The organism is Ruegeria sp. E1 (assembly GCF_056534225.1).
Genome location: NZ_JBQFPE010000011.1, coordinates 141,348 through 166,198, shown reverse-complemented (window position 1 = coordinate 166,198; position 24,851 = coordinate 141,348). Strand labels below are relative to the sequence as shown.

The 24,851-nt window shown below is 58.9% G+C and carries 31 protein-coding genes; 18 read left to right on the top strand and 13 right to left on the bottom strand.

The genetic code is table 11. The features are described 5' to 3' along the window. Positions 1 to 4: 4 nt before the first annotated feature. Positions 5 to 316: a hypothetical protein gene (locus ACR0FG_RS15235; RefSeq protein WP_170714178.1), complete on the bottom strand. Its 312-nt coding sequence runs from the start codon at positions 314 to 316 to the stop codon at positions 5 to 7. A gap of 188 nt (positions 317 to 504) precedes the next feature. Here ACR0FG_RS15235 and ACR0FG_RS15230 point away from each other — a divergent pair, with 188 nt between their 5' ends. Genes ACR0FG_RS15230 through ACR0FG_RS15220 form a run of 3 tightly spaced genes read left to right on the top strand, consistent with a single transcriptional unit; the run spans position 505 to position 1,594 of the window. After that, positions 505 to 834 carry a metalloregulator ArsR/SmtB family transcription factor gene (locus tag ACR0FG_RS15230; protein WP_170714181.1) on the top strand — a complete coding sequence of 110 codons (330 nt, stop codon included), beginning with the start codon at positions 505 to 507 and terminating at the stop codon, positions 832 to 834. Then, the gene (locus ACR0FG_RS15225) at positions 822 to 1,250 is read left to right on the top strand and encodes an SRPBCC family protein (RefSeq protein WP_480893857.1); all 429 of its coding nucleotides are present in this window, start codon (positions 822 to 824) and stop codon (positions 1,248 to 1,250) included. Before ACR0FG_RS15230 ends, ACR0FG_RS15225 begins: the two co-directional genes overlap by 13 nt. A 23-nt stretch (positions 1,251 to 1,273) precedes the next feature. Beyond that, a complete protein-coding gene (locus tag ACR0FG_RS15220; RefSeq protein WP_170714187.1) occupies positions 1,274 to 1,594 on the top strand; it encodes a YciI family protein in 321 nt (106 codons plus the stop codon). A gap of 3 nt (positions 1,595 to 1,597) precedes the next feature. On the opposite strand, the gene ACR0FG_RS15215 is transcribed toward ACR0FG_RS15220, so the two are convergent. Further along, the gene (locus tag ACR0FG_RS15215) at positions 1,598 to 2,596 is read right to left on the bottom strand and encodes an asparaginase (RefSeq protein WP_480893855.1); all 999 of its coding nucleotides are present in this window, start codon (positions 2,594 to 2,596) and stop codon (positions 1,598 to 1,600) included. A gap of 180 nt (positions 2,597 to 2,776) precedes the next feature. On the opposite strand from ACR0FG_RS15215, the gene ACR0FG_RS15210 reads away from it, so the two are divergent. The 4 genes from ACR0FG_RS15210 to ACR0FG_RS15195 all read left to right on the top strand — a co-directional run bounded on the left by ACR0FG_RS15210 (position 2,777) and on the right by ACR0FG_RS15195 (position 5,869). After that, positions 2,777 to 3,310 carry an invasion associated locus B family protein gene (locus ACR0FG_RS15210; RefSeq protein ID WP_480893853.1) on the top strand — a complete coding sequence of 178 codons (534 nt, stop codon included), beginning with the start codon at positions 2,777 to 2,779 and terminating at the stop codon, positions 3,308 to 3,310. Between the two features lie 69 nt (positions 3,311 to 3,379). After that, a complete protein-coding gene (locus ACR0FG_RS15205) occupies positions 3,380 to 3,757 on the top strand; it encodes a lysozyme inhibitor LprI family protein (protein ID WP_170714195.1) in 378 nt (125 codons plus the stop codon). A 79-nt stretch (positions 3,758 to 3,836) separates the two neighbouring features. Then, positions 3,837 to 5,024, top strand: a complete 1,188-nt coding sequence (rlmN, locus tag ACR0FG_RS15200) for a dual-specificity RNA methyltransferase RlmN (RefSeq protein ID WP_480893852.1) — start codon at positions 3,837 to 3,839, stop codon at positions 5,022 to 5,024. A gap of 221 nt (positions 5,025 to 5,245) precedes the next feature. Continuing rightward, entirely contained in the window at positions 5,246 to 5,869 is a 624-nt protein-coding gene (locus ACR0FG_RS15195; RefSeq protein ID WP_480893850.1) for a cytochrome P460 family protein, read from the top strand. Positions 5,870 to 5,887: 18 nt separating this feature from the next. Here the strand turns inward: ACR0FG_RS15195 and ACR0FG_RS15190 are convergent, their stop codons facing one another. Together ACR0FG_RS15190 and ACR0FG_RS15185 are read right to left on the bottom strand one after the other, a co-directional pair. Then, the gene (locus ACR0FG_RS15190; protein ID WP_170714203.1) at positions 5,888 to 6,232 is read right to left on the bottom strand and encodes a hypothetical protein; all 345 of its coding nucleotides are present in this window, start codon (positions 6,230 to 6,232) and stop codon (positions 5,888 to 5,890) included. Continuing rightward, a complete protein-coding gene (locus ACR0FG_RS15185; protein WP_170714206.1) occupies positions 6,229 to 7,155 on the bottom strand; it encodes a J domain-containing protein in 927 nt (308 codons plus the stop codon). Before ACR0FG_RS15185 ends, ACR0FG_RS15190 begins: the two co-directional genes overlap by 4 nt. A 162-nt stretch (positions 7,156 to 7,317) precedes the next feature. Between ACR0FG_RS15185 and ACR0FG_RS15180 the strand changes: the two genes are divergently transcribed. After that, complete coding sequence (locus ACR0FG_RS15180; RefSeq protein WP_480893849.1) at positions 7,318 to 7,701, top strand: hypothetical protein; 384 nt, start codon at positions 7,318 to 7,320, stop codon at positions 7,699 to 7,701. Here the strand turns inward: ACR0FG_RS15180 and ACR0FG_RS15175 are convergent, their stop codons facing one another. Both ACR0FG_RS15175 and ACR0FG_RS15170 read right to left on the bottom strand, forming a co-directional pair. Further along, positions 7,702 to 8,799, bottom strand: a complete 1,098-nt coding sequence (locus ACR0FG_RS15175; protein WP_480893848.1) for a cystathionine gamma-lyase — start codon at positions 8,797 to 8,799, stop codon at positions 7,702 to 7,704. It abuts the gene before it with no gap. 3 nt (positions 8,800 to 8,802) lie between these two features. Then, complete coding sequence (locus ACR0FG_RS15170; RefSeq protein WP_170714213.1) at positions 8,803 to 9,645, bottom strand: LOG family protein; 843 nt, start codon at positions 9,643 to 9,645, stop codon at positions 8,803 to 8,805. Between the two features lie 79 nt (positions 9,646 to 9,724). Here ACR0FG_RS15170 and ACR0FG_RS15165 point away from each other — a divergent pair, with 79 nt between their 5' ends. Both ACR0FG_RS15165 and dapD read left to right on the top strand, forming a co-directional pair. After that, complete coding sequence (locus ACR0FG_RS15165; protein WP_480893847.1) at positions 9,725 to 10,636, top strand: threonine/serine dehydratase; 912 nt, start codon at positions 9,725 to 9,727, stop codon at positions 10,634 to 10,636. 107 nt (positions 10,637 to 10,743) lie between these two features. Continuing rightward, the gene (gene dapD / locus ACR0FG_RS15160) at positions 10,744 to 11,571 is read left to right on the top strand and encodes a 2,3,4,5-tetrahydropyridine-2,6-dicarboxylate N-succinyltransferase (RefSeq protein WP_480893846.1); all 828 of its coding nucleotides are present in this window, start codon (positions 10,744 to 10,746) and stop codon (positions 11,569 to 11,571) included. A gap of 87 nt (positions 11,572 to 11,658) precedes the next feature. On the opposite strand, the gene ACR0FG_RS15155 is transcribed toward dapD, so the two are convergent. Continuing rightward, positions 11,659 to 11,994: a cupin domain-containing protein gene (locus ACR0FG_RS15155; RefSeq protein ID WP_480893845.1), complete on the bottom strand. Its 336-nt coding sequence runs from the start codon at positions 11,992 to 11,994 to the stop codon at positions 11,659 to 11,661. Positions 11,995 to 12,093: 99 nt separating this feature from the next. On the opposite strand from ACR0FG_RS15155, the gene ACR0FG_RS15150 reads away from it, so the two are divergent. Next, positions 12,094 to 12,438 (top strand): hypothetical protein, encoded by a 345-nt coding sequence (locus tag ACR0FG_RS15150; protein WP_170714224.1) that lies wholly within the window; start codon positions 12,094 to 12,096, stop codon positions 12,436 to 12,438. Here the strand turns inward: ACR0FG_RS15150 and ACR0FG_RS15145 are convergent. Next, positions 12,435 to 13,493, bottom strand: coding sequence for a transporter substrate-binding domain-containing protein (locus tag ACR0FG_RS15145; protein WP_170714227.1), 1,059 nt, complete (start codon positions 13,491 to 13,493; stop codon positions 12,435 to 12,437). The genes ACR0FG_RS15150 and ACR0FG_RS15145 overlap by 4 nt on opposite strands. A 208-nt stretch (positions 13,494 to 13,701) precedes the next feature. On the opposite strand from ACR0FG_RS15145, the gene dapE reads away from it, so the two are divergent. The 3 genes from dapE to rnr are packed head-to-tail and all read left to right on the top strand — an operon-like array spanning position 13,702 to position 17,726. Next, entirely contained in the window at positions 13,702 to 14,841 is a 1,140-nt protein-coding gene (dapE, locus tag ACR0FG_RS15140; RefSeq protein ID WP_480893843.1) for a succinyl-diaminopimelate desuccinylase, read from the top strand. A gap of 3 nt (positions 14,842 to 14,844) precedes the next feature. Beyond that, complete coding sequence (locus ACR0FG_RS15135) at positions 14,845 to 15,420, top strand: TIGR04282 family arsenosugar biosynthesis glycosyltransferase (protein ID WP_480893842.1); 576 nt, start codon at positions 14,845 to 14,847, stop codon at positions 15,418 to 15,420. Between the two features lie 47 nt (positions 15,421 to 15,467). Next, entirely contained in the window at positions 15,468 to 17,726 is a 2,259-nt protein-coding gene (gene rnr, locus ACR0FG_RS15130) for a ribonuclease R (RefSeq protein ID WP_480893840.1), read from the top strand. Here rnr and ACR0FG_RS15125 read toward each other — a convergent pair. Both ACR0FG_RS15125 and ACR0FG_RS15120 read right to left on the bottom strand, forming a co-directional pair. Further along, positions 17,717 to 18,103: a DUF1801 domain-containing protein gene (locus ACR0FG_RS15125; RefSeq protein WP_480893839.1), complete on the bottom strand. Its 387-nt coding sequence runs from the start codon at positions 18,101 to 18,103 to the stop codon at positions 17,717 to 17,719. The two genes, rnr and ACR0FG_RS15125, sit on opposite strands and share 10 nt — an antisense overlap. After that, entirely contained in the window at positions 18,100 to 18,798 is a 699-nt protein-coding gene (locus ACR0FG_RS15120) for a glutathione S-transferase family protein (protein WP_480893837.1), read from the bottom strand. The genes ACR0FG_RS15125 and ACR0FG_RS15120 overlap by 4 nt, the downstream gene beginning before the upstream one ends. A gap of 82 nt (positions 18,799 to 18,880) precedes the next feature. On the opposite strand from ACR0FG_RS15120, the gene ACR0FG_RS15115 reads away from it, so the two are divergent. Further along, the gene (locus ACR0FG_RS15115) at positions 18,881 to 19,594 is read left to right on the top strand and encodes a helix-turn-helix transcriptional regulator (protein WP_170714240.1); all 714 of its coding nucleotides are present in this window, start codon (positions 18,881 to 18,883) and stop codon (positions 19,592 to 19,594) included. Between the two features lie 63 nt (positions 19,595 to 19,657). Then, the gene (locus ACR0FG_RS15110; protein WP_480893835.1) at positions 19,658 to 20,968 is read left to right on the top strand and encodes a lytic murein transglycosylase; all 1,311 of its coding nucleotides are present in this window, start codon (positions 19,658 to 19,660) and stop codon (positions 20,966 to 20,968) included. 180 nt (positions 20,969 to 21,148) lie between these two features. Here the strand turns inward: ACR0FG_RS15110 and ACR0FG_RS15105 are convergent, their stop codons facing one another. The 3 genes from ACR0FG_RS15105 to ACR0FG_RS15095 are packed head-to-tail and all read right to left on the bottom strand — an operon-like array spanning position 21,149 to position 23,938. Beyond that, positions 21,149 to 22,012 carry a phosphotransferase gene (locus ACR0FG_RS15105; protein ID WP_480893833.1) on the bottom strand — a complete coding sequence of 288 codons (864 nt, stop codon included), beginning with the start codon at positions 22,010 to 22,012 and terminating at the stop codon, positions 21,149 to 21,151. Positions 22,013 to 22,069: 57 nt separating this feature from the next. Next, positions 22,070 to 22,735 (bottom strand): flagellar hook capping FlgD N-terminal domain-containing protein, encoded by a 666-nt coding sequence (locus ACR0FG_RS15100; protein WP_480893831.1) that lies wholly within the window; start codon positions 22,733 to 22,735, stop codon positions 22,070 to 22,072. A 3-nt stretch (positions 22,736 to 22,738) separates the two neighbouring features. Beyond that, positions 22,739 to 23,938, bottom strand: a complete 1,200-nt coding sequence (locus ACR0FG_RS15095) for a flagellar hook-length control protein FliK (protein ID WP_480893830.1) — start codon at positions 23,936 to 23,938, stop codon at positions 22,739 to 22,741. 111 nt (positions 23,939 to 24,049) lie between these two features. Between ACR0FG_RS15095 and ACR0FG_RS15090 the strand changes: the two genes are divergently transcribed. Both ACR0FG_RS15090 and ACR0FG_RS15085 read left to right on the top strand, forming a co-directional pair. Then, positions 24,050 to 24,325 carry a rod-binding protein gene (locus tag ACR0FG_RS15090; RefSeq protein WP_480893828.1) on the top strand — a complete coding sequence of 92 codons (276 nt, stop codon included), beginning with the start codon at positions 24,050 to 24,052 and terminating at the stop codon, positions 24,323 to 24,325. Next, the gene (locus tag ACR0FG_RS15085) at positions 24,315 to 24,662 is read left to right on the top strand and encodes a flagellar biosynthesis protein FlgN (protein ID WP_480893827.1); all 348 of its coding nucleotides are present in this window, start codon (positions 24,315 to 24,317) and stop codon (positions 24,660 to 24,662) included. The genes ACR0FG_RS15090 and ACR0FG_RS15085 overlap by 11 nt, the downstream gene beginning before the upstream one ends. Positions 24,663 to 24,851 lie beyond the last annotated feature (189 nt).

The following is a 24,851-nucleotide window of genomic DNA, read 5'->3' as shown; positions in this document are numbered from 1 at the left end:
CAGATCAACCCCAACTTCCGCCGCCACCGCCGCCGGCACCACCGCCGCCGCCGCCGCCGTCTCCACCACCGCTGTCACCGCCACTGTCACTTTCACCACCGCCGTTGTCGTCGCTACCCACATTTGTTGAGTTCGTTGCTGCCGGTGTGACAGTTGTGGGCGCAGGCGCGGGTGTTGGTTTGGATGTCGCCGCCGCGGTTGATGGAGCCGTTGCCGCAGCGGGCGTTGCTACAACTTCGGTCTGGGACCAGGGGGACGCACAGCCCGCCAGTGCCAGCGTGCTGAGAACTACCAGTGATGTGGACGCGATACGCATCATATGTCTCCTCATTAAACCCGTTAACCAAACAAATATTGCGCTTAGGACTATAGCGCCCGGGGTTTGTACGTGTCTATTCTAGACTAATAGATATCGCCGTATGTGAATTAACTCACCTTCAGAGGTATTTATTTGTCACAGGTAAATACTGGCCTTTATTTAACGCATGTGTTAATTATTGGATCATGACAGACCTTCTTACCGCTTTTTCTGCGCTTTCCGACGCAACCCGTTTTGCGATCGTTGAACAATTGATGGACAGGGGCGAGCTACCTGCAGGAGAACTGATCGAAGGCAAAGGCATGTCCGGTGCCGCGATCTCGCGGCATCTGAAGGTTCTACGCGAGGCCGGACTGATCCGGCAGCGCGTTCGGGGAACTCAGCGGATTTATTCCATACAGCCTGACGGGTTGCGTGCCATTGCCGACTGGACAATCTCAAAACGGCAGTTCTGGGAGAGCAGCCTGGATCGTCTGGGCGACATTCTTGAAAAGGAGAATTCATGGCCGACCTGAATCTTGAGCGGGAGTTTCCCGTCAGCCCCGACATTCTGTTCGCCTGGATCAGCGATGGTGCGAAGCTGTTGCAGTGGTGGGGTCCTGAAGGAGTACATGTGCCCGAACATGATCTGGATTTCTCGCGTCTTGGTCCGTGGTTTTCGGTTATGCAGAACAACGAGGGCCAACAATTCAAAGTTTCGGGCCATGTCACCCATGTCGACCCACCGAACTCGGTCGGATTTACATGGGCCTGGCACGACGATCAGGACCAGCGTGGCCCCGAGAGCCATGTAATCTTATCGGTCGCCGCCACTGGCATCGGATCGCGTCTTGTGGTGGATCATCGAGAACTGGCAGACGCCGAGGCTGCGGCGAACCATGAACAGGGTTGGACGTCTTCGCTGCGCAAGCTCGAAGCGCATTGCAAATAGGTTTTCATCAGGGAGGAGCAAGAATGCCCCAATATTTGTTTGTCTATCACGGCGGTCATACCCCAACCGACCCCGCCGAAATCGAAGCCACCATGGCCGCCTGGGGCGCATGGTTCGGGGGAATGGGCGACGCGCTGGACATCCCGGGAAATCCGGTGGGCCAGTCCTATACCGTCAGCAGCGATGGCGTCGTTGACAATGGCGGCGCCAACCCGGCCTCGGGTTTCACCGTGATCAAGGCCGACAGTATCGACGCCGCAACCGAAATGGCCAAGGGCTGCCCTATGGTTGTGAACGGATCAGGCTCGGTCGAAGTGGCCGAGGTGCACGAAATCGAGATGTAGCCTCTAGCCGGGGAAACCCGGCGCAGGTTTGATCACCCCACATTCCAGCCCGCGACGGCTGTATTGTGTGGCGTTCATGAATTTGCGGGTGGCCGGGTGATCGGCCTCCAGCACGCCAAGGCTGACCAGAATCGCGGCAATGGCGCATTCGCTGGCGCGGGTGGTGCCATCGGTGATCTTGAGCGCGATGCCCAGTTTTTCCTCTGGCAAGATGGCCACGAAAACGGCTTCGGCCCCGGTTTTAATGGCTGCGCGTCCGTTCATCGCGCGCATTAGTTCGGTACAGGCGCGGGTTTCGCCTGCGACCAGTTCTGGATGTTTGATCATCGCCGCCGTCAATTGCCCGGCCGCATCGCTGGCCCGGTCGGATCGATCTGCGGCAGAGGCGAACCAAGCCATCGACCGCGCCAGACCCGCCAGCGACGTGGCGAAATTCGGGGCCGAGCATCCGTCAATGCCATAGGCGGGGCTGGTTTCCCCGGTGGTTTCTTCTATCGCTGTCAGACAGGCCTGCTGCACCGGATGGTCAATCTGCAGATATTCCGGCCCGGCCCCCATGTGCTGGGCAACGGTCAGAAAGCCGCAATGTTTGCCCGAGCAATTGTTGTGAATCTGACAGGGCGTGTCATCCGCCAGGATCAGCCCGTCACGCGCGGCCATGTCCTGAGGCTCTTGCGGGCCGCACCGCAGGTCCGGTTCGGCCAGCCCCAGATGATCCAGCCAGGCAGACACCCGGTCAGTATGGATATGAGCGCCGTTGTGTGACGCGCAAGCCAATGCCAGATGTTCGCTGTTCAGCCCATATTTAGCCGCAGCGCCCGAAGTGATCAGCGGCAGCGCCTGTATCATCTTTGCCGAAGAACGGTGATAGATGACCGCTTGCGGATCGCCCCAGCTTTTCACGATCTGGCCTGTGTCATCGCAAACCACTGCGTGCCCCAGATGCAGGCTCTCCAGCAGCGGTCCGCGCCACAATTCCGTCATTGGTACCGGCTGCGTCATCTGGCCCCCCTTGTTCATGCGCAAAATTCTGCCAATCGCCCTTTCGCCTGTGGCGAAACCTGCGTTAGTGTGTGTATGTCGGCAATCATCGGGATGCGCAACTTATCAAAGACGAACTGGCAGGGTTCGCAGCCAATTCCGATGGGTATGAGGTATGGGTCGAGCTAGGAGGCTGGACAAATGGGATCAAAACTCGTCCGCGCAATTGCGGGCCTGTGCATGGCAGGGTTGGCGACCACGGCGGTTGCGCAGCAGGCGACAAGCACAAACCGCGTCGCGGCCAAGACGGACTGGAGCGTTTTTGTCGAAGACGATCCCACCGAATGCTGGAGTGTGTCTGCCCCCAAGGAAACCGTAAACACTCGCGGCGGACGCGTGGTTTCGGTGCGTCGAAGCGATATCTTACTGTTTGTGTTCTACCGTCCGAATGCCGAGGTCAAAGGTCAGGTGACATTCACAGGCGGCTATCCGTTTGCATCCGGTTCAACGGTAAATCTGGTGGTCGACGGGACCGAGTTTGAGCTGTTCACCGATGGCGAATGGGCTTGGCCTGCCACGGCGGCAGATGATGCCAAGATCGTCACCGCCATGAAACGCGGGACCGAGGCGGTTCTCACTGCGCGCTCGGAACGCGGGACCCAGACGAAGGATACGTTCTCTCTGCTCGGGTTTACTGCGGCAATCGAAGACGCCGAGAAACGCTGCACCAACTGATCCCGTTTTCCTGCACGCCTGGCTGAATCCTATGGTAATCTGAACTGGGTTATCCACAGGAGGTTCCTAATGCGCTATGCGGCCTTGTTTTGTCTTTGTCCTGCCATCGGTTTCGCTGATCCCACACTGGAATGTCCTGATGCCGGGTCTCAGGTGGAAATCGGGGCTTGCGTTGGAGACATGGAAAACCGCGTAAACGCTGCTTTGGACGTCGCATATGGTTTTGCAGTGCAAGCGGCCACGCAATTGGATGATGTGACGGAGCGAGTTGTGGCACTACCCGCTATCGAAGCATCGCAAGCCGCATGGCTCGCATATCGGGATGCCCATTGTGACGCGGTTGGGGCCATGTTTGGCGGGGGATCAGGAACCGGTATCGGCATCACGGCCTGCCGGATCGATCTGGGACGCGCCCGGGTGGATGAATTGCTGAGATATGGCACCTGACACTGACGATTCCTTTTGATCTTTCGTCGCAGTCCTATATAGAGGCGCATCCCAAGCCAGAATCCGTTGAGACAGCCACATGTCGCCCAAAGCGCCGATCACTCAAGATGTCATGACTATCCCCCGCAAACTGCCCGAGGGGAAGGTAAACCTTGTCGGTCTCACCCGCGATCAGCTGCGCGAGGTGTTGATCGAACATGGCACGCCTGAAAAACAGGCCAAGATGCGGACGGGGCAGATTTGGCAGTGGATCTACCAATGGGGTGTCCGCGATTTCTCGGAAATGACCAATCTGGCCAAAGCCTATCGCGCGCAGCTGGCGGAAACCTTTGTGGTTGAAGTACCTGAAGTGGTGACGCGTCAGGTGTCCGAGGATGGCACCCGCAAATACCTTTGCCGTATCGCTGGCGGACATGAGGTTGAGGTCGTCTATATCCCCGAGGAAGATCGCGGCACGCTGTGTATCTCATCGCAGGTAGGCTGCACGCTGACCTGTTCGTTCTGTCATACCGGCACGCAAAAGCTGGTGCGCAACCTGACAGCGGCCGAGATTGTCGGGCAGGTGATGATGGCCCGTGATGATCTTGAGGAATGGCCGACACCCGGCGCGCCCAAGGATGAAACCCGTCTGCTGTCGAACATCGTTCTGATGGGCATGGGCGAGCCGCTTTATAACTTCGAAAACGTGCGCGACGCGATGAAGATCGCCATGGACCCAGAAGGGATTTCCCTGTCGCGTCGCCGGATCACGCTATCGACTTCGGGTGTCGTGCCCGAGATCGCGCGCACGGCAGAAGAAATCGGCTGCCTGCTGGCGATCTCATTCCATGCCACCACCGATGAGACCCGCGATGTTTTGGTCCCGATCAACAAGCGCTGGAATATCGAAGAGCTTTTGCAGGCGCTGGCCAGCTATCCGAACGCGTCGAACTCGGAACGGATCACCTTTGAATACGTGATGTTGGACGGCGTGAACGACAGCGACGAAGACGCGCATCGCCTGATCGCGCATATCAAACGCCACAATATTCCGGCCAAGATCAACCTGATCCCGTTCAACGAATGGCCCGGTGCACCGTATAAGCGCAGCTCGAACAATCGTATCCGGGCCTTTGCCAACATCATCTATCAGGCGGGCTATGCCTCGCCCATCCGCAAAACGCGGGGCGAGGATATCATGGCGGCCTGCGGTCAGTTGAAATCGGCCACCGAACGCGCGCGCAAATCCCGCAAGCAGATCGAAGCCGAGGCGGGCCTGAGCAGGTAGCACGCGACCGCGTGACCTAAAACTTAATTTTTCCGTGGCTTTTTTTATATGCAGAACTTGCTATATTAAGTCTAACCGGCCTTGGATGGGGATCCTCACCATTGTGCACAAGCTGGTGAGGTTGCAGGGACGGTTCTGGAAAGTTCTTTTATGGCCGCTATCCTATATATTGTTTGACGGGCGGCATTCAGGCGAACTGAGTATTCAGGCAGGCCAACATCATGATCGCAAGATACCTAGATATTTTAAGAACCGCAGTTGTATTGATTGTCTTTTTCTTTGGCGTCTCGGGCAGTTTCGCCCAGACAAGCGATGAGGATGCGCATCTGGCCATCGAAAACCCTGCAGATCTGACCAAGGAAGAAGCCAGGCAGCACTATAAATCTCTAGAGCGACGTATGGCGCGCGGATATGCGGCGGCCCAGTTGGATATTCTTCGGAATTATCAGGCGTGGCCGTTGTTCAACGACGCGCCTTATATTTCAGCCACCCATGGGCAACGTTTCGTGAATAGCTATGCCAATCGCATGGCGCATAATTACGGAACCATGCAAGAGGGCGATGTGCTGCCCGTTGGCTCGGTGCTGGCCAAGGACAGTATGACGGTGACTGATGAGGGCAACATTCATCCCGGCGCTCTGTTTGTGATGGAAAAGCTGCCTGCAGGCACCAGCCCGGACACTGCCGATTGGCGCTATATTATGGTCATGCCGGACGGCTCGCTATTTGGTGACACGATGGGCGCGCGCGCGGGTGCAGTGGCCTATTGCCACGTCTGCCACGAGGCGGTCGCAGACCGGGACTATACGTTTTACGTGCCCGAAGAGTTTCGGCTTGAAAACTAACGGGTTGCGCTGGCGCAATTAGCTGCGACGGAACCGCGCCGCGCCGATGACCTCGATCATTTGCTGCCGCACGGGGTCTGGTTGCGCCTCGACCGCATTCAGTACCTCGCGCAGTTCAGCGCGCAGACAATGCATTTGATCGATCAAGGAAATCATCATCGACAGCGCGTCCGCCTCCATGTCGTACTGGTCGTGCAATTCACAGGCCAGTTCGAGCCGTGCGATGTCGATGCTTTGATAGACCAATCCCTGCTCGGACTGTTCCGGAATCACAATTTCTGCGGCCAGATAGTCGCTCAGCCGATCCGAAGTCAGGCGGGCGATGGTCTCGATCAACTCGTCTTCTGTCAGTGCGCGGGTCATGACGGCATTCCTTTTCGCGGATCATAGCGGTGCGTGTCGCGCCACGTTTCCATGAAGTGTTTCAGCCCATCGTCGATTGTGTCGGGCATCGTCACGGTCAGTTCGATCAGCTGATCGCCGCGATCGGATGAGCCCCGTTTTTTCACTCCCTTGCCGCGCAGGCGCAGGGTTCTGCCGCTGCTGGTGCCCGCCGGGACTGTGACATTCACCCCGCCGTCGATGGTGGGTGCGGGAACCTTGCCGCCCAGAACGGCCTCGTCAATGGTGATCGGCAGCGTGATATGGATATCATCACCCTGGCGGTCGAACACCGGATGATCGGCGACCGAGACAGTGACCAACGCATCGCCCGGCGGCCCCTCGCCAAAGCCCGGAGCCCCTTTTCCGCGCAGTCTGATTGTCTGCCCGTTGGTAATCCCGGCGGGGATCTTGACCTCGATCCTGTCCCCATCCGGCAGCGTCAGTTTCTGGCTTGCACCAAAGACGGCATCCAGAAAGCTGATCTGCAATGTATAGCTGCGGTTGTGGCCCGGAGCGTGGAACTCTTGTGTTCTGTGATTACCATATCCGCCGCGCCCGCGCATGAATTCGGAAAAGATATCCGACATATCTTCGGGATCGCCATACCCCGCGCCCGAGCGATAGGGGTTTCCGGCGGCTTCTGCGTAGTCGCGGTAATAGTGCTGCTGCGGGCGCTCCTGACCTGAGGCGTCGATTTCACCGCGGTCAAATTGCGCGCGCTTGTCAGGGTCTTTCAGCAGGTCATATGCGGCAGCTGCGGCCTTGAACTTGGCCTCGGCCTCGGCGTCGCCCGGTTTGAGGTCCGGGTGACATTCTTTCGCGATTCGCCGATAGGCTTTCTTGATGTCAGCGTCGCTGGCGTCTTTGGCAACGCCAAGAACCGTATAGGGATCGTCGCTCATCTCACCTCTCGCGGATGTGGCAGGTCTGATCTTGATGAATGCGTTTTATCATGCGTTTTCAAGCGGTCAAAAGGAAGGAACTTTTGAAATACCTCGCCAAACAGGATTGGTTTGATAATATCTGCATAAGTTGAACTGTCGCTGCACAAAGAGGTCCCAGTCATGTCGCGCAGAATCAAATCCGCCCTCGCCCTGCTGGCAGGGAACGCCATCGGCCTGTTGCTGGCCTCGCTGCTTTTGTCGGAATTTGCGATCCGACCGATCTCGTTCATCGTGGTGGTCGTGGTCTTTACCGTCATTCAGGTCGTGGCCGAACCTTTGATCCTGAAGCTGGGTGAAAAGAAAGCGCCCGCGCTGAAAGGGGGCATTGCATTGATTGTGACGTTCGTAGGGCTGCTGGTGACCGATCTGGTGACAAACGGGCTAACCGTCGGAGGTGTGGCGAACCTGTTGGCCGCAACGCTTCTGGTCTGGCTGGGGGCGCTGATCGCAAGCATCGTGCTGCCGATCTATGTATTCCCCGAACTGCGGAACACCAAAATATAGTTACAGCGCGTTCAGGCTGGCCTCAATCGCTTGCCATAATTCCTCGACCGGTTCACAGCCGACGGACAGGCGAACAAAGGCGGGATCGACATCGTCGCCCCAACGTGCGCGACGTTCGGCCGAGCTGTGAACGCCGCCAAACGATGTAGCAGGGCGCAGCAGGGGGCAGGCGTTTATGAACGCCTCGGCCTTGTCTTCGTTCGCCAAGGTCAGCGACAACATGAATCCGAAACGCGCGGTCTGGGCTTTGGCAAGAGTGTAAGACGGATCGTCAGGCAACCCGGGATAGCGCACCTGTTGAACAGCGGGGTGCGTCCCTAGACGGTCCGCAAGAACCTGCGCCGACTGACACATCCGGTCAAAACGCACCTCGAGCGTTTCGAGCCCGCGATGCAGTAACCAGGCCTCATGTGGTCCGGGGATCGCGCCAGACACTTTGCGCCACTCCTCGATGCGCTCCATGATTTTTTCATTGCGGCTGGCAACATGGCCCATCAGCATGTCAGAATGCCCGCCCATCGCTTTGGTATCCGACGAGACAACGACATCTATGCCCAGATCCAGAGGCCGTTGACCCAGCGGTGTCAGTGTCGTGTTGTCCGCGATGGTCACGCCACCAGATGCCCGAACCTGCCCGGCCACGGCCTGCATGTCGATCATGTCGAGCCCTGGGTTTGAGGGGCTTTCAACAAAGACAACATCGAACCCTTCGAATCCGTCCTCCGTGAAACGTGTGGTGGCGCGTTCTTCAACATGGACACCCAAGCGCGACAGGAAGCGGTCGGCCAGCAGGCGCGTGACGTAATATCCGTCCGACGGGATCAGAATGCGAGACCCGGCCTGCACCGTCGCGAACAAAGCCGCCGATATCGCCGCCATGCCCGACGGAAAGCTGAGGCAAGGCGCGTCTTCAAGATGGGATAGCACATGCTCTAGCTGCACCCATGTCGGATTGTCGACCCGGCCATAGCTTGGTTGTCCATCGGGCGTGCCCGGCAGGTGATACATGCTGCTTTGTGTCAGCGGCAGCGCCACCGGCTCGCCCTTGTTCAGAGCGTTGCCGCGCAGGTGTAGCATCTCTCCGATCTTGCGGGCCATAGTCTAGCGTCCCGGAATTTCGTCGCGCGGTGGGGCGGGTTCCCAGTTCTCGATAATTTCGACCGCCTCTTGCGCGGTGTCGACAAAACGAAACAGATCAAGGTCTTCGTCCGAGATCGTGCCCGCATCCGCCAGTGCTTCCCAGTTGATGACCTTTTCCCAGAATTCGCGACCAAACAGCAGAAACGGAACACGGTCCATGCGCCCGGTTTGGATCAGTGTCAGGGATTCGAACAGTTCATCCATGGTGCCATAGCCGCCGGGGAAGATGGTGATGGCACGAGCGCGCATCAGGAAATGCATCTTGCGGATGGCAAAGTAATGGAAGTTGAAGCTGAGGTCCGGTGTGACATAGAGGTTCGGCGCTTGCTCGTGCGGCAGCACGATGTTGAGGCCAATCGAGCAGCCACCCGCATCCTGCGCACCTCGGTTCCCGGCCTCCATCACGCCGGGGCCGCCGCCTGTAACGATGACGTTCTCGCGGCAGCCGGTTGCGTTCGATTTCTCTGTCATCAGCCGGGCGAACTCGCGCGCCTCGTCGTAATATTGCGAGAGACCAGCCAGCGTTTCAGTGCGCGCGGTGTGTTTCTGCGACGGCTCGGGAATGCGCGCGCCGCCGAACATGACGATGGTCGAGGTGATCTGGCGCTCGGTCATGATCATCTCAGGCTTGAGCAGTTCCAGTTGCAGGCGCACAGGGCGTAGCTCGTCCCGGCAAAGGAAATCGTCATCGGCGAAGGCCAGGCGGTAGGCCGGAGACCGCGTCTGCGGCGTGTCGGGAACCTCGCTCGCGGTCGAGCGGTCGGTTTGTGCGTCGCGGAAAGGGCTGAGGCGGTCTTCTCTCATGGGTGATCGATCCCTGCTTGCGTGTTTCTCAAACAGCTATAGGGTTCGCGGGCAGAGTGCCAGTCACGGAAAGACAAGAATGGATTGGAAGAGTGAAATATCCGCTGCGCGGGATCGCATCGCCGGATACGCACAGGTCACGCCGGTGATGGAAAGCCAAATGCTGGGCTATCCCGTTGAAATGAAGCTGGAGCATATGCAGCACACCGGCAGCTTCAAGGCGCGCGGGGCGTTCAATACGCTGCTCAGTTCGGACGTGCCTGAGGCAGGGGTTGTGGCCGCATCCGGTGGCAACCATGGGGCGGCAGCTGCCCATGCAGCAAAAGCTTTGGGTCATCCAGCCAAGATTTTCGTGCCGGAATTGGCAGGGCCGTCCAAGATCGCATTGATCGAGCAGACTGGTGCCGACCTGAGCGTCGTGCCCGGTGAATACGCTAATGCGCTGACGGGCGCGCAAGCGCATGAGGCCGAGACCGGCGCGATGCAGATCCACGCCTATGACGCGCCCGCCACCGTGGCCGGGCAAGGCACCTGTTTTGCCGAATGGGACGCGCAGGGCCTGCAGGCCGATACAGTCCTGATCGCCGTTGGCGGTGGCGGTCTGATCGCCGGGGCGTTGGCGTGGTTTAAGGGAGCACGCAAAGTTGTGGCGGTCGAGCCCGAGACCTCCTGCGCCTTGAACGCGGCTTTGCAGGCTGGTGAGCCGGTGGATGTCAGCGTCTCGGGTATCGCCGCAAACGCGCTAGGCGCGCGGCGGATCGGGTCGATCTGTTTTGATCTTGCGCAGGGGATGACTTCGGTATTGGTGCCGGATTCTGCAATTGCCGAGGCGCAGAAACGCCTGTGGCAGGCACATCGCATATTGGTCGAACCCGCAGGCGCGACGGCGCTGGCGGCGCTTATGTGCGATGCCTATACGCCCGAACCCGACGAACGTGTGGCGGTACTGATTTGTGGCGGCAACGTCTCACCGGACCCGTTTGGCGGCTAACGCGCGCCTGACAGCCGCAAACTGCGCGTTCTGCGTCGCATTGCGGCCAGTTCTGCGCGCGCTTATACGCAAGACCAACGTGAACAGATTCTTCAGGGAGCCCTCAAATGTCCAATGCGCAACTCGAAGCCGCAATCGAAGCCGCCTGGGAGGCGCGCGATACAATCAGTCCCGCGACCACGGGCGAAACGCGCGAGGCGATCGAGGATACGCTGAACGCGCTCGACAGCGGTTCGCTGCGGGTCGCTGAAAAGCTGGACAGCGGTGACTGGCATGTCAATCAGTGGGCCAAAAAGGCGGTTCTGCTGGGCTTCTGCATCAAGGATATGGAAATCCAGAGCGGTGGCCCGCAAGCCGGTGGCTGGTGGGACAAGGTCGACAGCAAGTTCGCCGGCTGGGGCGAGAATCAGTGGCAGGCCGCCGGTTTCCGCGCGGTGCCCCACTGTGTCGTGCGCAAGTCGGCCTATATTGCCCCTGGAGCAGTTCTGATGCCGTCTTTCGTTAATCTGGGCGCGTATGTTGACGAAGGCACCATGGTCGATACCTGGGCCACTGTCGGCTCCTGTGCGCAGATCGGCAAGAACGTGCACCTGTCCGGCGGTGTCGGCATTGGCGGTGTTCTGGAGCCGATGCAGGCCGGCCCAACGATTATCGAGGACAATTGCTTTATCGGCGCGCGTTCGGAAGTGGTCGAAGGCTGCATCGTGCGCGAAGGCTCGGTTCTGGGGATGGGTGTGTTCATCGGCAAATCCACCAAGATCGTGGATCGCGAAACTGGTGAAGTCACTTATGGCGAAGTGCCGCCCTATTCGGTCGTTGTGGCCGGTTCAATGCCGTCCAAGAACAACATCAGCCTGTACTGCGCGGTGATCGTGAAGCGGGTGGATGAGAAAACGCGGTCAAAAACCGGGATCAACGAGCTGCTGCGCGACTAAAGTGTTTTGCGACTTATCTGAAGCTAAGCGATCCAAACCGTCAGCCCCCGAATGTCAGGCCGCAGCAAATAAGCTGCGGCCTTTTTGTCAGCTTTTAACAGGATAGCGGTCGGGTTCCTCGAATACGTCGATCACCCGTGATCCGGCTTTGATCCTACCGCCATGCTCAACCCCTGATGGGATCGAATAGCTGTCGCCAGGGCCATAGGTTTTAGTTTCGTCCCCGATGGTTAGTTCGATCTCGCCTTCGACAACGGTGCCCCATTGCGCCTTGTGCGCGTGCATGGGTAGTTCGAAGTCCTGAAGAAAGGTGAAAAACGCAACCAGCCCCGCGTCCGAGCGGATGACAGCGGTTTGTACGACGTCTTCGGGAAAGGGGACGTCAAGGCTGGGAAAGGCAGTGATGAAATCTGGATACGTCATATGGCACCTATGCTAATTCGCGGCGTGGTCACTATGACGACCTGCTGAGCTCTGCGCAATTGCTTGACCGGGCAAGGGCGCAGGGCTATGGCCCCACTCATGGAAAAGAAAAAGAAACCTTCGCGCCAACAAGTTTATACCCTTCTTGTCCAGATAGGCCGGAAAGAGGGCGACGGCCTGCCCGAAGGCGCGACCGGTGCTGCGCTGATGTGTTTTGCCAGCGGCGTCGACGAGGCCGAGGCGGTGCGTGAAACTGTTGCGATCCTCAAACAAGCCGATACCGCCCCTTTGGATGTCACGGGTTACGGTACTCTGTCCGAGCGTGAGGCGCAGGGGCACGATATCGACCCGGACGAACGTGCCCTGATGCAGCGCGCATTGGATGAAAACGCCGTGATTGTGGCCCAAATGACCCCGTTTTTCGGAGAGGATGAACCCGCCTAGTTCCGCGACCCGAACCAGGTGCGGTAGATCTCGTCATAGGTGCCATCCTCGCGCAGTGCCAGCAGCGCCTGATTGACATCTTCGACCAGTGGCGATCCGGTTGGGAAGGCGATACCGTAATTCTCGCGCATGAATATGCCGCCTGTCATTGTTGCAATGCGGCGACCTTCATGTGACGCAAAATAGGACAGGATTGGCGCGTCAAAGACGACGGCATCCAAGGTCCGGTCAGTGAATGCGTTCAATAGTTCGTCGAGATTGTCATAACCTGCAAACTCGATCTCGCGCCGGTTCAGGAATGTGGCGGCGGTCGAATTCGAGATCGTGCCGACCTCTTTGCCATAGAGATCGTTGACCGAGTTCACGCTGCCGCTGATCGCGTCTACCGTCATCACCGAGGTGATGCGCGCGGTAAAGACCGACACGATGAACAGAGATGACACCACCAGGATAACGCCTAGCAATCGCCCGAACGGCGTACGGGGCATCCGTTCCTCGAATCCGCCGTTGACGACCAGATTCAAGGCCCACCAGAACGATGGAAACCACGCTTCATCCAGTTTGCGGTCGAAATATGGCTGCGCGCGCCGTTCAAAGCTCCACATCAGCATCCCGCCCCCCAACAGGATGGCAAAGGCCAGCCCGATTGCGATGAACAGTTCGCGCGACAGCAGCGCGTGCAACAGGGATGGTCTGCGGGCAGCGTCCGAAGGGACCATGATCTGCAGGCCAGCCTCGAAAATCGGCTGGCTGAAATCCATCAGCGTTTCTCGCGAGGCGGTGATCGAGATATTGGCGATCGCCAGATCCGCCGCGCCTTGCTGGACCGAGTTCAGCATTTCGCCAAAATCCTCGACGCGGTTGATCTGATAGTCCCAATCCAGTGACTCGGCCAAAGCGGCCAACAAATCCATCGAGAATCCGGCCTGCGCCCCGTCATCGACATAGGAAAACGGCGGGCGGGTCACTGTTGTGACCGTCAGGGTCTGGGCCTGGCTTTGTTGGGTGAGAACCGCGAAAGTCAGGCAGATCAGTGCGAAGTATACGCGTATCATCGTCAATTTACCTGTTTCGCGGCCCTGTAACGCAATTGTGGGCCGGACGGCAAGACGAACACCGGGTCAACAGCCCTGTTTTTATTGGCGTATCAAAGTGAACCTCTGACGGAACAGGTAGATTTTTTGCGCTGCCGGGGTTGGCAATCCGGTCAATTCATTGAATCTGTGCGCGAACACGGACCCGAACCTGATTGCGAGGCGCTTTATGACCGATCCCATTCAACTGACGGCTGCTCTGATACGTTGCCCATCGGTCACACCTGTCGAAGGCGGCGCGCTGGTGTTGTTGGAGGATTTGCTGACCAATGCAGGCTTTGACTGCACACGCGTGGATCGCGGCGGTATTGCAAATCTGTTTGCGCGTTGGGGTCCAAAGGGCCATGCCCGCAGTTTCGGCTTTAACGGGCATACGGATGTTGTCCCTGTCGGGGACGAGGCGGCCTGGACGGCACAACCCTTCGGTGCCGAAATCCGCGATGGCGTGATGTATGGCCGCGGCGCGACGGATATGAAATCCGGCGTGGCCGCCTTTGCTGCCGCTGCTGTGGATTTCGTTCAAGATACGCCGCCCGATGGGGCAGTTATCCTTGCCATAACGGGGGATGAGGAAGCCGATGCGCTGGATGGTACAACCGCGCTTCTGGACTACATGGATGAGGCCGGTGAAAAGATGAGCGCCTGTCTGGTGGGCGAGCCAACCTGCCCGAACACGATGGGTGAGATGATGAAGATCGGGCGCCGCGGCTCGATGACTGCTTGGTTTACTGTGACCGGGGTTCAGGGGCATTCGGCTTATCCGCATCGTGCAAAAAATCCCGTGCCCGCCATGGCGCGGCTGATGGATCGTCTGGCCAGTCATGAACTGGATCAGGGCACCGATCACTTTGATGCATCGACACTGGCGGTTGTGACAATCGACACCGGCAATGCCGCAACCAACGTGATCCCGGCACAATGCACCGGAGCGGTTAACATTCGGTTCAACGATACGCATTCCGGTGCCAGCCTCAGCGATTGGCTGAAGGCCGAGGCGGATCATGTTGCAAGCGCGTTCGATGTAGATGTGCAGGTAAAGATCAAGATTTCCGGCGAGAGCTTTCTGACGCCGCCCGGCCCCCTGTCTGATCTGGTTGCAGATGCGGTCGAGGCTGAAACAGGGGTGAGGCCCGAGCTTTCAACAACCGGTGGCACCTCGGATGCGCGATTTGTCAAAAACCACTGCCCGGTGGTCGAGTTCGGACTGGTAGGTCGCACCATGCATCAAGTCGATGAATGTGTTGAAGTAGCACAGATCGAACAGCTCAAGGCTATATATGCACGCATCCTGCGGGACTACTTCGCCTGATCCATGCAGCGGACTCTGGTGATCATGATCAAAGAACCGCGCCCGGGCCGGGTCAAGACACGGTTGGGGCGGGATATCGGTATGGTTGGTGCGGCTTGGTGGTTCAGGCACCAAACGCGGGCGTTGATTCGACGGTTGCGCGATCCACGATGGCGTATCGTTCTGGCGGTATCCCCCGACCGTGAAGGGTTGAACAGCCGGATTTGGCCTGCCGATCTGCCCCGAGCCGCGCAAGGGTCGGGCGATCTGGGTGATCGCATGGGTCGGATGCTGCGGGGTATGCCGAAAGGGCCGGTTTGTCTGATTGGTGCTGATATTCCCGGAATATCGCGCGCGCATGTTGCGCGCGCATTCAGGGCGCTGGGATCATCGCAGATGGTGTTTGGCCCGGCCCCGGATGGTGGCTATTGGCTGGTCGGCGCACAGCGCTATAGGGCGTTGCCGCGCAGGCTGTTCCACAATGTGCGCTGGTCCAGCGAACACGCGCTGGCGGACACGCTGGCATCGGTCCCCGACTGTCGGATCGCGCTGCTAGACCAGTTGCGGGATGTGGACACGGTTGCCGATCTGACCCCTTGATCCATTTTGGTCATGACGCGGTCGCACACCCGTGCTAGGCCGGAATCATGACTCGCATCCCCACCAAGCAGGAGGTCCTGGACTGGATCTCGGCGAACCCCACCCTGACCTCGAAACGTGACATCGCCAAAGCCTTTGGTATCAAGGGCGCTGCGCGGATCGACCTGAAACGTATCCTGCGCGAGCTTGAGGCCGAAGGGCATCTGGAAAAGCGCAAACGCAGCTATGGCGACCCGGACAGGTTGCCGCCGGTCAGTGTGCTGCAGGTGAAGGCTCCGAATGCCGATGGGGATCTGTTTGCCCGCCCGCTGGAATGGCACGGTGAAGGGGTTGAACCCATCGTTCTGATGATTGCCCGCGCCAGCGATCCCGCGCTGGGTGAAGGCGACCGGATTCTGGCGCGACTGACAGTGGTGCAGGAAGAAGACCACAACTACGAGGCGCGCCTGATCCGCCGTATCGGAACCAATCCGCGCAAGATCGTTGGCATCTTTCGCAAAGGGGCCGAAGGCGGGCGGATTGTGCCAATCGACAAGACCGGTCAGACAGAATGGCTGGTCGCTGACGGTGCTGTGCTGGGCGCGAAGGATGGTGAGCTGGTCGAGGCTGAACAAGCCGGACCCAAGAACCGGATGGGCCTGCCCCGCGCACGTATCGTCGAGCGATTGGGCGATCCATCGGCCCCCAAGGCGGTCTCGCTTATCGCCATCCACCAACATGGCATCCCCGATGATTTCCCGGACAAGGTCATTGCCGAGGCTGATGCGGCCAAGCCTGCGGGTTTGAAAGGGCGCGAGGACCTGCGTGACATGCCCCTGCTGACCATCGATCCCTCAGACGCGCGGGATCATGACGATGCCTGTTATGCCCATGCCGATGATGACCCAAAGAACCCCGGCGGACATGTGATCTGGGTCGCGATTGCCGACGTCGCCGCCTATGTGCAGCCGGGCACTGCGCTGGATCGCGAGGCACGCAAGCGCGGCAATTCCAGCTATTTCCCAGACCGCGTGGTACCAATGCTTCCGGACCGTCTGTCGGGAGATCTGTGTTCGTTGCATGAAGGCGTTCCGCGCGCCTGTATCGCCGTGCGAATGCAGATCGACGCCGAGGGCAATAAGATCGGCCACCGGTTCGTGCGGGGTCTGATGCGCTCGGCCGCTTCGCTGCACTATGCCGAGGTGCAGGAGGCGATTGATGGCAAACCCAACGACCGCACCGGACCATTGTTAGAGACGGCCCTGAAACCGCTTTACGCCGCCTATGCCGCGTTGAAAAAGTCCCGTGCCGAGCGCCAGCCGCTGGAACTGGACCTCCCCGAACGCAAGATCGTGCTCAGCGATACGGGTGAAGTGACCAGCGTCGCGTTTCGCGACCGGCTGGATGCGCATAAGCTGATCGAAGAGTTCATGATCCTCGCCAATGTCGCCGCAGCCGAAACGCTGATCGAAAAGCGTCGCCCATTGCTGTTCCGCGTGCATGAAGAACCCGCGCCCGAGAAACTGGAAAGTTTGCGCGAAACGGCGCAGGCGGCGGGGTTGAACCTTGCCAAGGGTCAGGTGCTGCAAACGCGCCACCTGAATGCTCTGTTGAACGCGGCAGCCGGAACTGAGGATGCGGAACTGATCAACCTGTCGACGTTGCGGTCGATGGCTCAGGCTTACTATAACCCCGAGAATTTTGGTCATTTCGGACTGGCGCTGCGGAACTATGCGCATTTCACTTCTCCGATCCGGCGCTACGCAGACCTGATCGTGCACCGCGCACTGATCTCGGCCCATGGCTGGGGCAAAGATGGTCTGACCGAGGATGAAATCGCGCGTCTGGATGAAACGGCCACGCATATCTCGGACACCGAGCGCCGCTCGATGATGGCGGAACGGGATACGACCGACCGTTATCTGGCCGCCTATCTCAGCGAGCGTGTGGGCAATGAGTTTACAGGTCGCATTAGCGGTATCGCCCGGTTTGGGGCCTTTGTGAAAATGGATGAAACCGGCGCGGATGGGCTGGTGCCTGTGCGATCCTTGGGGCGCGAGTTCTTTCATTTTGACCGAGAGGCCGGGACGTTGATGGGGTCGGACACGGGCCTGATCATCGCCATCGGTCAGCGCGTCACCGTTCGGCTCACTCAGGCGACGCCGGTGACGGGTGGGTTGGAACTGGAATTGCTGTCGATTGATGATCAGGCCCTGCCGCGCGGACGGGGCCCAGGCAAAAGGGCAACGCGGCGCAAGGCGGTCAGCACCAAGCGCAAGAAGGACAAAATCAAGCGCAAGGTGGAACGCAAACGCCGTCAGAGGTGATAGGTTAGCGCCCGCGCGATCAGCCAGCCATGGCGGGTCTTATCGATCTGAGCCGGTTCATCGAACAGGATGGCCCGATTGCCGTCGATGCGGTCCTCGCCTGGAAACGCAGTCGTGAATTCGCCCATCAACCGGCTTTGGCAATGGACGAATAAGGCGAAACACGCCGATTTGTGCGTACCCAATCGTATGGTTGATCCTTTTGGCGCAAGATAGGCAGGTTGTCCCCAGCGCAATTCTTCGCGCAATGGGTCAGCCGCCGGCAGCGTCTGGGCGGTGTCGAAAATCAGATCACGCAGGGACATTGCGCCCTTGCGGGTTTCCTGTGGCAGCGCCTCGAACGCGGCTGCGACTGCGGGATCGTCAAACTGTCTCATGCCACTGGGATCGCTTGTTCCATCCGATCAATATAGCTGCTCAGCAGGTTATCCTGTTTGATCCGGCGCGTCAGCGGGGTTTCTGCCGGCGTGGCGTGCATAGCCGCCAGCATCGGCGCGACGCTCATATCTGCTGATGTGGGGTGATCCCCCATCAGAAACGGAGACTGCCAGAGATAGGCTGAGATCGCTTCCAGATCCCGTTCGATCCGGTCTTTGCGTTCCGTATCGGAAAACCGCGAGACGCCTTGTGCGACCAACCCTTTCAGGACGGATCTACGTATCGAATTGCTGATGGGTTTGCGGATCAACGGAGGAATTCCGGTGAAGAAGGTATCCCGCAGGATCGGCCAGACCTCATCATTGCCCCAACGATCCAGAACGATCTGAAAATACAGATGCTCTTCGGCCATGCGCACCAGGGCGCGGGATTGGGCTTTTTGCAGATCGGTCAGATTCTTGTCGAAATCAGCGCCTTGTGCCTCCAGCCAGTCTCGGATCAGGTCACTGTCGGGCACCAACCGCTCGGGCGTGCGCAAAACCGGCAATTTCTGGTGTGGCATCTTGCGCGGGTCAAGCAGGTCGGACCGTTGCCAGCGCTGGCCAGACTTTTGCAGCATGTAAGCCGTCTTTACGCAGAAGGGACTGGCACTGAACAGTCCAAAGGCAGAGGGGTAGGTCAAAAGGGTCAGCATCGGGTGCTCCATATTTGGTATGCCGATTTGATAGACCTGCCTAATGACAGAAATTGACATTAGGTTTAGACTAGGCTGCGCCATGTCCCGAACCGCCCGTCTGTTTCAGCTAATGCAATCCCTGCGCTCAGGCCCGTCGCCGAAAACCTCGGTGCAACTGGCGCAGGACCTCGGCGTTTCGGCACGCACCGTGCACCGGGATATCGATTCACTGCGCAGTTTGGGTGCCGTGATAGACGGAGAGGCCGGGTTTGGTTTCACCCTGATCGAAGACGCAACCCTGCCACCCTTGGGGTTCACCGATGATGAACTTGAAGCGCTGGTTCTTGGCCTGCGCGAGGTTCAGCAAATCGGCGACCCGGCCCTGTCCGATGCGGCCGCAGCGGCCCTGCGCAAGCTACAGGGTCGGCTTCCGCAACGACAATCCCATCGCTTGAGCCATGCGGTTCTGACGGCCACAAGGTTCGATCGACCGGCCCTGCCGGGCATCGAGGTTGCGGCTTTGCGTCAGGCGACGTGGGATGAACGCGCGGTCGAGTTCGCCTATACCGACGCCAAGGGAGACGACACAAAACGGCGGGTCAACCCGCTGAGCATCGTCTATATGGATCGCGCCAGCGTATTGCTCAGCTGGTGTCACCTGCGCGAGGATTTTCGTGTCTTCCGTCTGGACCGGATGCAAGAGATGACGGTGACGGACGAAAGTTTCAGACCCAACCGCGTCCCCTTGCTGCGCGCCGCGCTGGATCGGATCCGAGCGGATCGGGACGCAATAGAGCGTGAAGATCAGAACTGAGCGTTTTGAAAAAACCCGTATCTGCGCTATTCTGAGGCCGAGCAGTACTCAGGAAAAATCGGAATGCATAAATGCAAAGGTGGCATCATGACCGCCGCATTGTGGGCATCCATTGTGCAGGCGGACGTATCGGACAACGCAAACTGGCCTCGGTCAGGCGGGACGGAGATTCAATTGGCCTCGGCCGATGTAACTGTTTCAATCCGGCCTGTTCTGCGGCCCGCGACAGAGGTGCGGCGCGTGTCGGCTGAAGGGAATGCAAGGTTTCAGGCGTGGCTGGGCGCGTTTCGTGCGCGGGCTGGGGCGCAGGGGATATCTCCGGCGACGCTGGATCATGCGCTTGCAGGACTGAGCTATGACAAGAACGTCATCAAGCGCGACCGAAATCAGGCCGAGTTCAGCAAACCGATCTGGGATTATCTAGACTCGGCGGTTTCGGACAGACGCGTTTCAGGCGGGCAGGCGGCATTGCAGGACCATGCGGACGCATTGCGCCGGATTGAGGCGGTATACGGTGTTGAGGCCGAGGTAGTGACCGCGATCTGGGGGCTTGAAACCGCGTTCGGGACATTTCGCGGCAACGATCACACCATCCGCTCGCTTGCGACGTTGGCCTTTGATGCGCGGCGGGCGCAGTTCTTTGAAACACAGCTGATTGCGGCGCTGCAAATCATTCAGTCAGGCGATGTTGCGCCCGCGAATATGGTCGGCAGCTGGGCCGGAGCAATGGGGCACACGCAGTTCATGCCAACCTCGTATCTGGAAAATGCGGTGGATTTCGACGGGGATGGACGTCGCGATATCTGGTCGGATGATCCAACGGATGCGTTGGCCTCGGCGGCGTCTTATCTGTCGCGGCATGGCTGGATCAAAGGACAACCCTGGGGGATCGAAGTGCGCCTGCCGGATGGCTTTGACTATGCCACCGCAAAGCGTGACTTTGCCCAGATGCCATCAGAATGGGCCGCTGTCGGGGTCGTCGCGCGCGACGGTCAACCTGTGCCGGATCACGGGCCCGCGGCGATCCTGTTGCCTGCAGGTGGGCAGGGTGTTGCGTTGATGATCTTTGACAATTTCAAAGTGATCGAGGCCTATAACGGTGCGGATGCCTATGTCATTGGCATCGGTCATCTGTCTGACCGGTTGGCAGGCCGCGCCGCATTCGAGGCAAGCTGGCCCCGTGGTGACAGAACGCTCAGCTTCACCGAGCGGAAGGAGTTACAGGAGCGGCTGACACAGGCCGGTTTTGATACCCAAGGGATTGACGGGCGCACCGGGCCAAACACGATCGATGCTGTGCGCGCCTATCAGTTGGCGCAAGGGTTGCTTCCGGATGGGTATCCTTCGTTAAAACTGTTGCAAGGGATGCGGTAAGGGCGTGCTGTTTGGCTAATTTGCCAGGCGCTTGATTTAGTTCGGACAGGGACCAAATTCTCCTGTGTCACGCCGGTCCACGCCCGATCGCTTAGCGGCTTCAGGGCCGTGCGGGGAAGATCAGGTCGACCTGCAGCCCTGCCTCGATTCCTATACCGAGGTCGGCGAATAGCGAGTCGATCACAGCCCGGCCAATTCCAGATCCAATGCTGCGGCGTAATCCGGTGCTCCATTTTCGCTACGCCACAGGCAATAGGCCGCCATTCGCCACGCGTACCAGGGGCGCAGAGCAAGGTAACGTGCGGTGATTTCGTGCTGCCCATAGGTCGACAGAAACTGCTCAACTTCCTGAGTATTCAGCGATGCGCCGCGATATATCTGCTGCATGGCTGGCGACAGGAATATCGCCAAATCTTCGCAGGGGTCGCCAAGCGCGGGGCATTGCCAATCAATCAGCGTCAGCCCGTTAGGAGCCACCAGAATATTGCCTGCCACCGGATCGCCGTGGATCAGGCAACGCCGCGACAGCGGGGCGATGTGTGACCGGGGTTTGCACCGCTCAAGCTCGATTGCGCGATCTGACCGGCACGCTGCCAAAATCCTCTGCGTGTGTCGGGCAACATCCTCGCTGCCATTGCACCCCGGCGGCGCGTCTATCTGAATCGGTAGATCATGAACCGCGCGCAGCAGATGCGCCACATCTGCGGTTCCTGTTTTCCAGGGCGCACCCGGCGCGTGGTCGTATAGAACCCAACTGGCCTGCCCATGCGTTCCTGCCGCCCGCAATCCGGGGACAAAACCGGTGCCTCTGAGCGCGCGCAGACAGGCCGTCTCAAGGCTGGCATCGTTGCGAAACAGTGGGTTCTCGAATGGCGAACGATAGAGTTTCAGAACCGCATCATTTGCCCCACCGAGCACTTTCCAAACCTGATTGGTCCGCCCGCCATACAGGGTTTCGAACTGGTAAGACGGCTGAACAAGGCCCCGCTGTTCAAGCTGTGCCACAAGTGCAGAGGGAGGAAGAAGCGGATCAGTCAGGGTCACATCAGGTCATTGGGCGAATCGCGGTTTGCCCAGAGTTGAACCGGAGGGCCCGTCAGTTCAAGCGCCCTTGCGTATCTGGCGGATTTCATCGGCCGGCACAGTTGCGCCGCTGTCCAGTTTCAACGTCACAACATCACCCTGTATCTGCGCCTCAACCACCCGGCTGAAAACGGCGGCTGGTTTGTCCGTCACCATCTTCTGCCCCTTGAAACTTTCCAGAGCCGCAGAATAGATACCTTGTGGCAGGGTACCGCCCTTTCCGTCCGTGCCGTCCCACGAGAACTGAGTTTTGTCTGCCGGAACCCGTATCCTGGCAACTTCTGCCTTCTGAGAATTTCGAATGACCAATTCGGCGCGATCGGCGGTAAGGTCAGCACGGGTTTCAATATCTACCGGCTTGCCCTTGTATTGAAAGGCGGCGGCGGTCTGAACATCGGCGCCGATCCAACTCGACAGTTGATCCAGTTTGTTTGCTCCAATCGCCTTGGCAAGGTCCGCCAGCAGACCGTTGGTCTGGACCTGCTGTTCGACCATCGAAAACTGTGCCAGTTGCGATGCGTATTCCGATGAATCCAAAGGCTCCAAAGGGTCCTGATTTCGGGCCTGCGCTGTCAGCATTCGCAAGAACGTCTCAAAGTCTGATGTCAGGGCCGAGGCCTTGGATTTTGCCGCACCCTCGGGTGTGCCGGTCGCTGAGGCGGATGGATTGACGCTGGTAATCATGATTCAAAGCCTCAGATCAAGGCCCCGTCCGGGGCTGCTTGGATAGGGTTGCGGGACGGCGTCCGTGGTACTGTCCTGATCGGCAACGTCGAAGGAGGATGGCGCAGACTCGCGGCCGGTGTCGCGATCCTGGCCACCTGTCAGGTTCAGATCAAAGGACAGATCGCTATATCCCAGCTTCTGAAATTCAGACGCGAGGGTGGACATATGTCGCCGCATCAGGTCCAGCGTTTCCGGCCTCTCTGCTGCAATCAAAAGATGCAGGCCATCGTCCCGCCCGCCCATCGTGATCGACACGCGACCCAGTTCCTCGGGATTGAGCGCAATCTCGATATGACCAGAGCCAGGTTTTGCGGTGATGGCGGCAGCCAATTGCCCGGCAACCGCCCGTGCAATTTCAGCCCGCGCGGCGGTTGTGCCATTCCCGGCGGCGATATCCCGCGTGTTGGCAGTTAGAGTGCCTTCTCTGACGGTGCCAGCCGCTTCTGTCGTGGGTTCGAGCACCGACTTGTCATCACGGCCCTTCGCGTCCGGGTCCAGTGCGGAAACACGAACCGCTAGCGAACCGATCGGCGCCGGCTGTTGATGAGGTGCTTGATCCTTAGTTGCTGACGCGAGCTTCACAGGGGAAGAACCGGTTTCTCCGACCTTGTCAGTTGATGTATCCTGCCTTGACCCGCTTTCGTGCGCCCGCAGGATCGCCGCTTGCTGAATCGTCTCAGCCATGGGTCTTTGGGACTTTTCCGGTAAATCGGCTTTCAGGTCGACCTGACCAACATGTTGGTGTAACCCATCCGGTTGGGTCCGCGCCTGAGTATTGGATGGAGCACGCGTTTCGGGCTTCGACACCTCATCGCCCTGCTTTGTCGAGACGTCAGGTTGGAGGGCTGGAAAGATAACCTTGGTTTCAGACGTATCAGAAGCAAGGTCCAGAGGTTGTGTTGATGGCTGCGCCGTGGAAAGGTCCGAGCCTTCGGGAACTTCCGGCGCTGCAGGCTCAGTCGGATCACTGGCGTTTTCGAAACCCGGGTCGGGCATCTCGGCATCTGTAGCCTCGGGTTCCGGCAGGGTGATTTGATCCACCATATTGAGAATATCCAGAAAGCCCGCACCCGCGACGACCTCGGTTTCGCTGGTGTGCGCTGCGTCGGGCGCAACGCTTTTCTGCGGCGGGATAACTACGCTTGTCAGCGGGTTCGGCATGTTCAGCTCCGGTAGGGTCATCCATCCAGACATTGCCTGCAGGAAGTTACATTTTTTTTAACTGCTTTCCGATTTGTTCGAGAAAGTTCGAAGCAAACTTCCGAGAGTCTGATGAAGGTTTTCCCTGATGTTCCGGTGACAAATGTCCCGATGGCTGGTGCGCGGCTGCAGTCCGCAGCGGTTCAACTAGAAGCGACATTTCTGGCCGAAATGCTGAAATCCGCCGGGTTAGGGAAACCCAGTCAAACCTTTGGCGGTGGTGTCGGCGAGGATCAGTTTGCCTCGCTCCTTCTGCAGCAACAGGCCCGACAGCTGGCGCAGTCCGGCGGTATTGGACTGTCGGAACTTCTGATCACAGCTATGATGGAGAAATCTGATGGAAAATGACCCGGTCAAAGCACTGCAAAAGGTGCTGGATCTTGAACGCACTGCTCTGGTTGAAGGCGACCTCGAGCGGATGGATAGCATGATGCCAGAAAAGGAAAAGCTGATCGGAGCCATCAATCAGTTGCAGATACGGGAAAGTGCCGATCTGATTGTGCTGCACAGAAAACTGGAGCGAAATCAGGCACTGCTGAACAGCGCAGCCGAAGGGGTTCGCGCGGTGGCCGAACGAATGGCGGAACTGCGCCGCGTGCGGCAGGAGTTCAGAACATATGATGCCACCGGACATCGCAGCGGCTATCCCATGCGCAGTGCGGTCAAGCTGGAGCGGCGCGCTTGATGCGCCCTTTAAATCAAATCCAAGATTTTCCGGCGATGCATTTTAGCACTCCGTTAGGGGATGAGGGACAAAGGTGGCTTTGCACCTGACTAGCAGGTGGCGCGCAGCCCGAAGGGCAAGGCGCAAAGGTCAGAACGACAGAATGCCTGCCTGATGGGTGGGGCAAAACTGGGTGCCAAACGCGCCCGC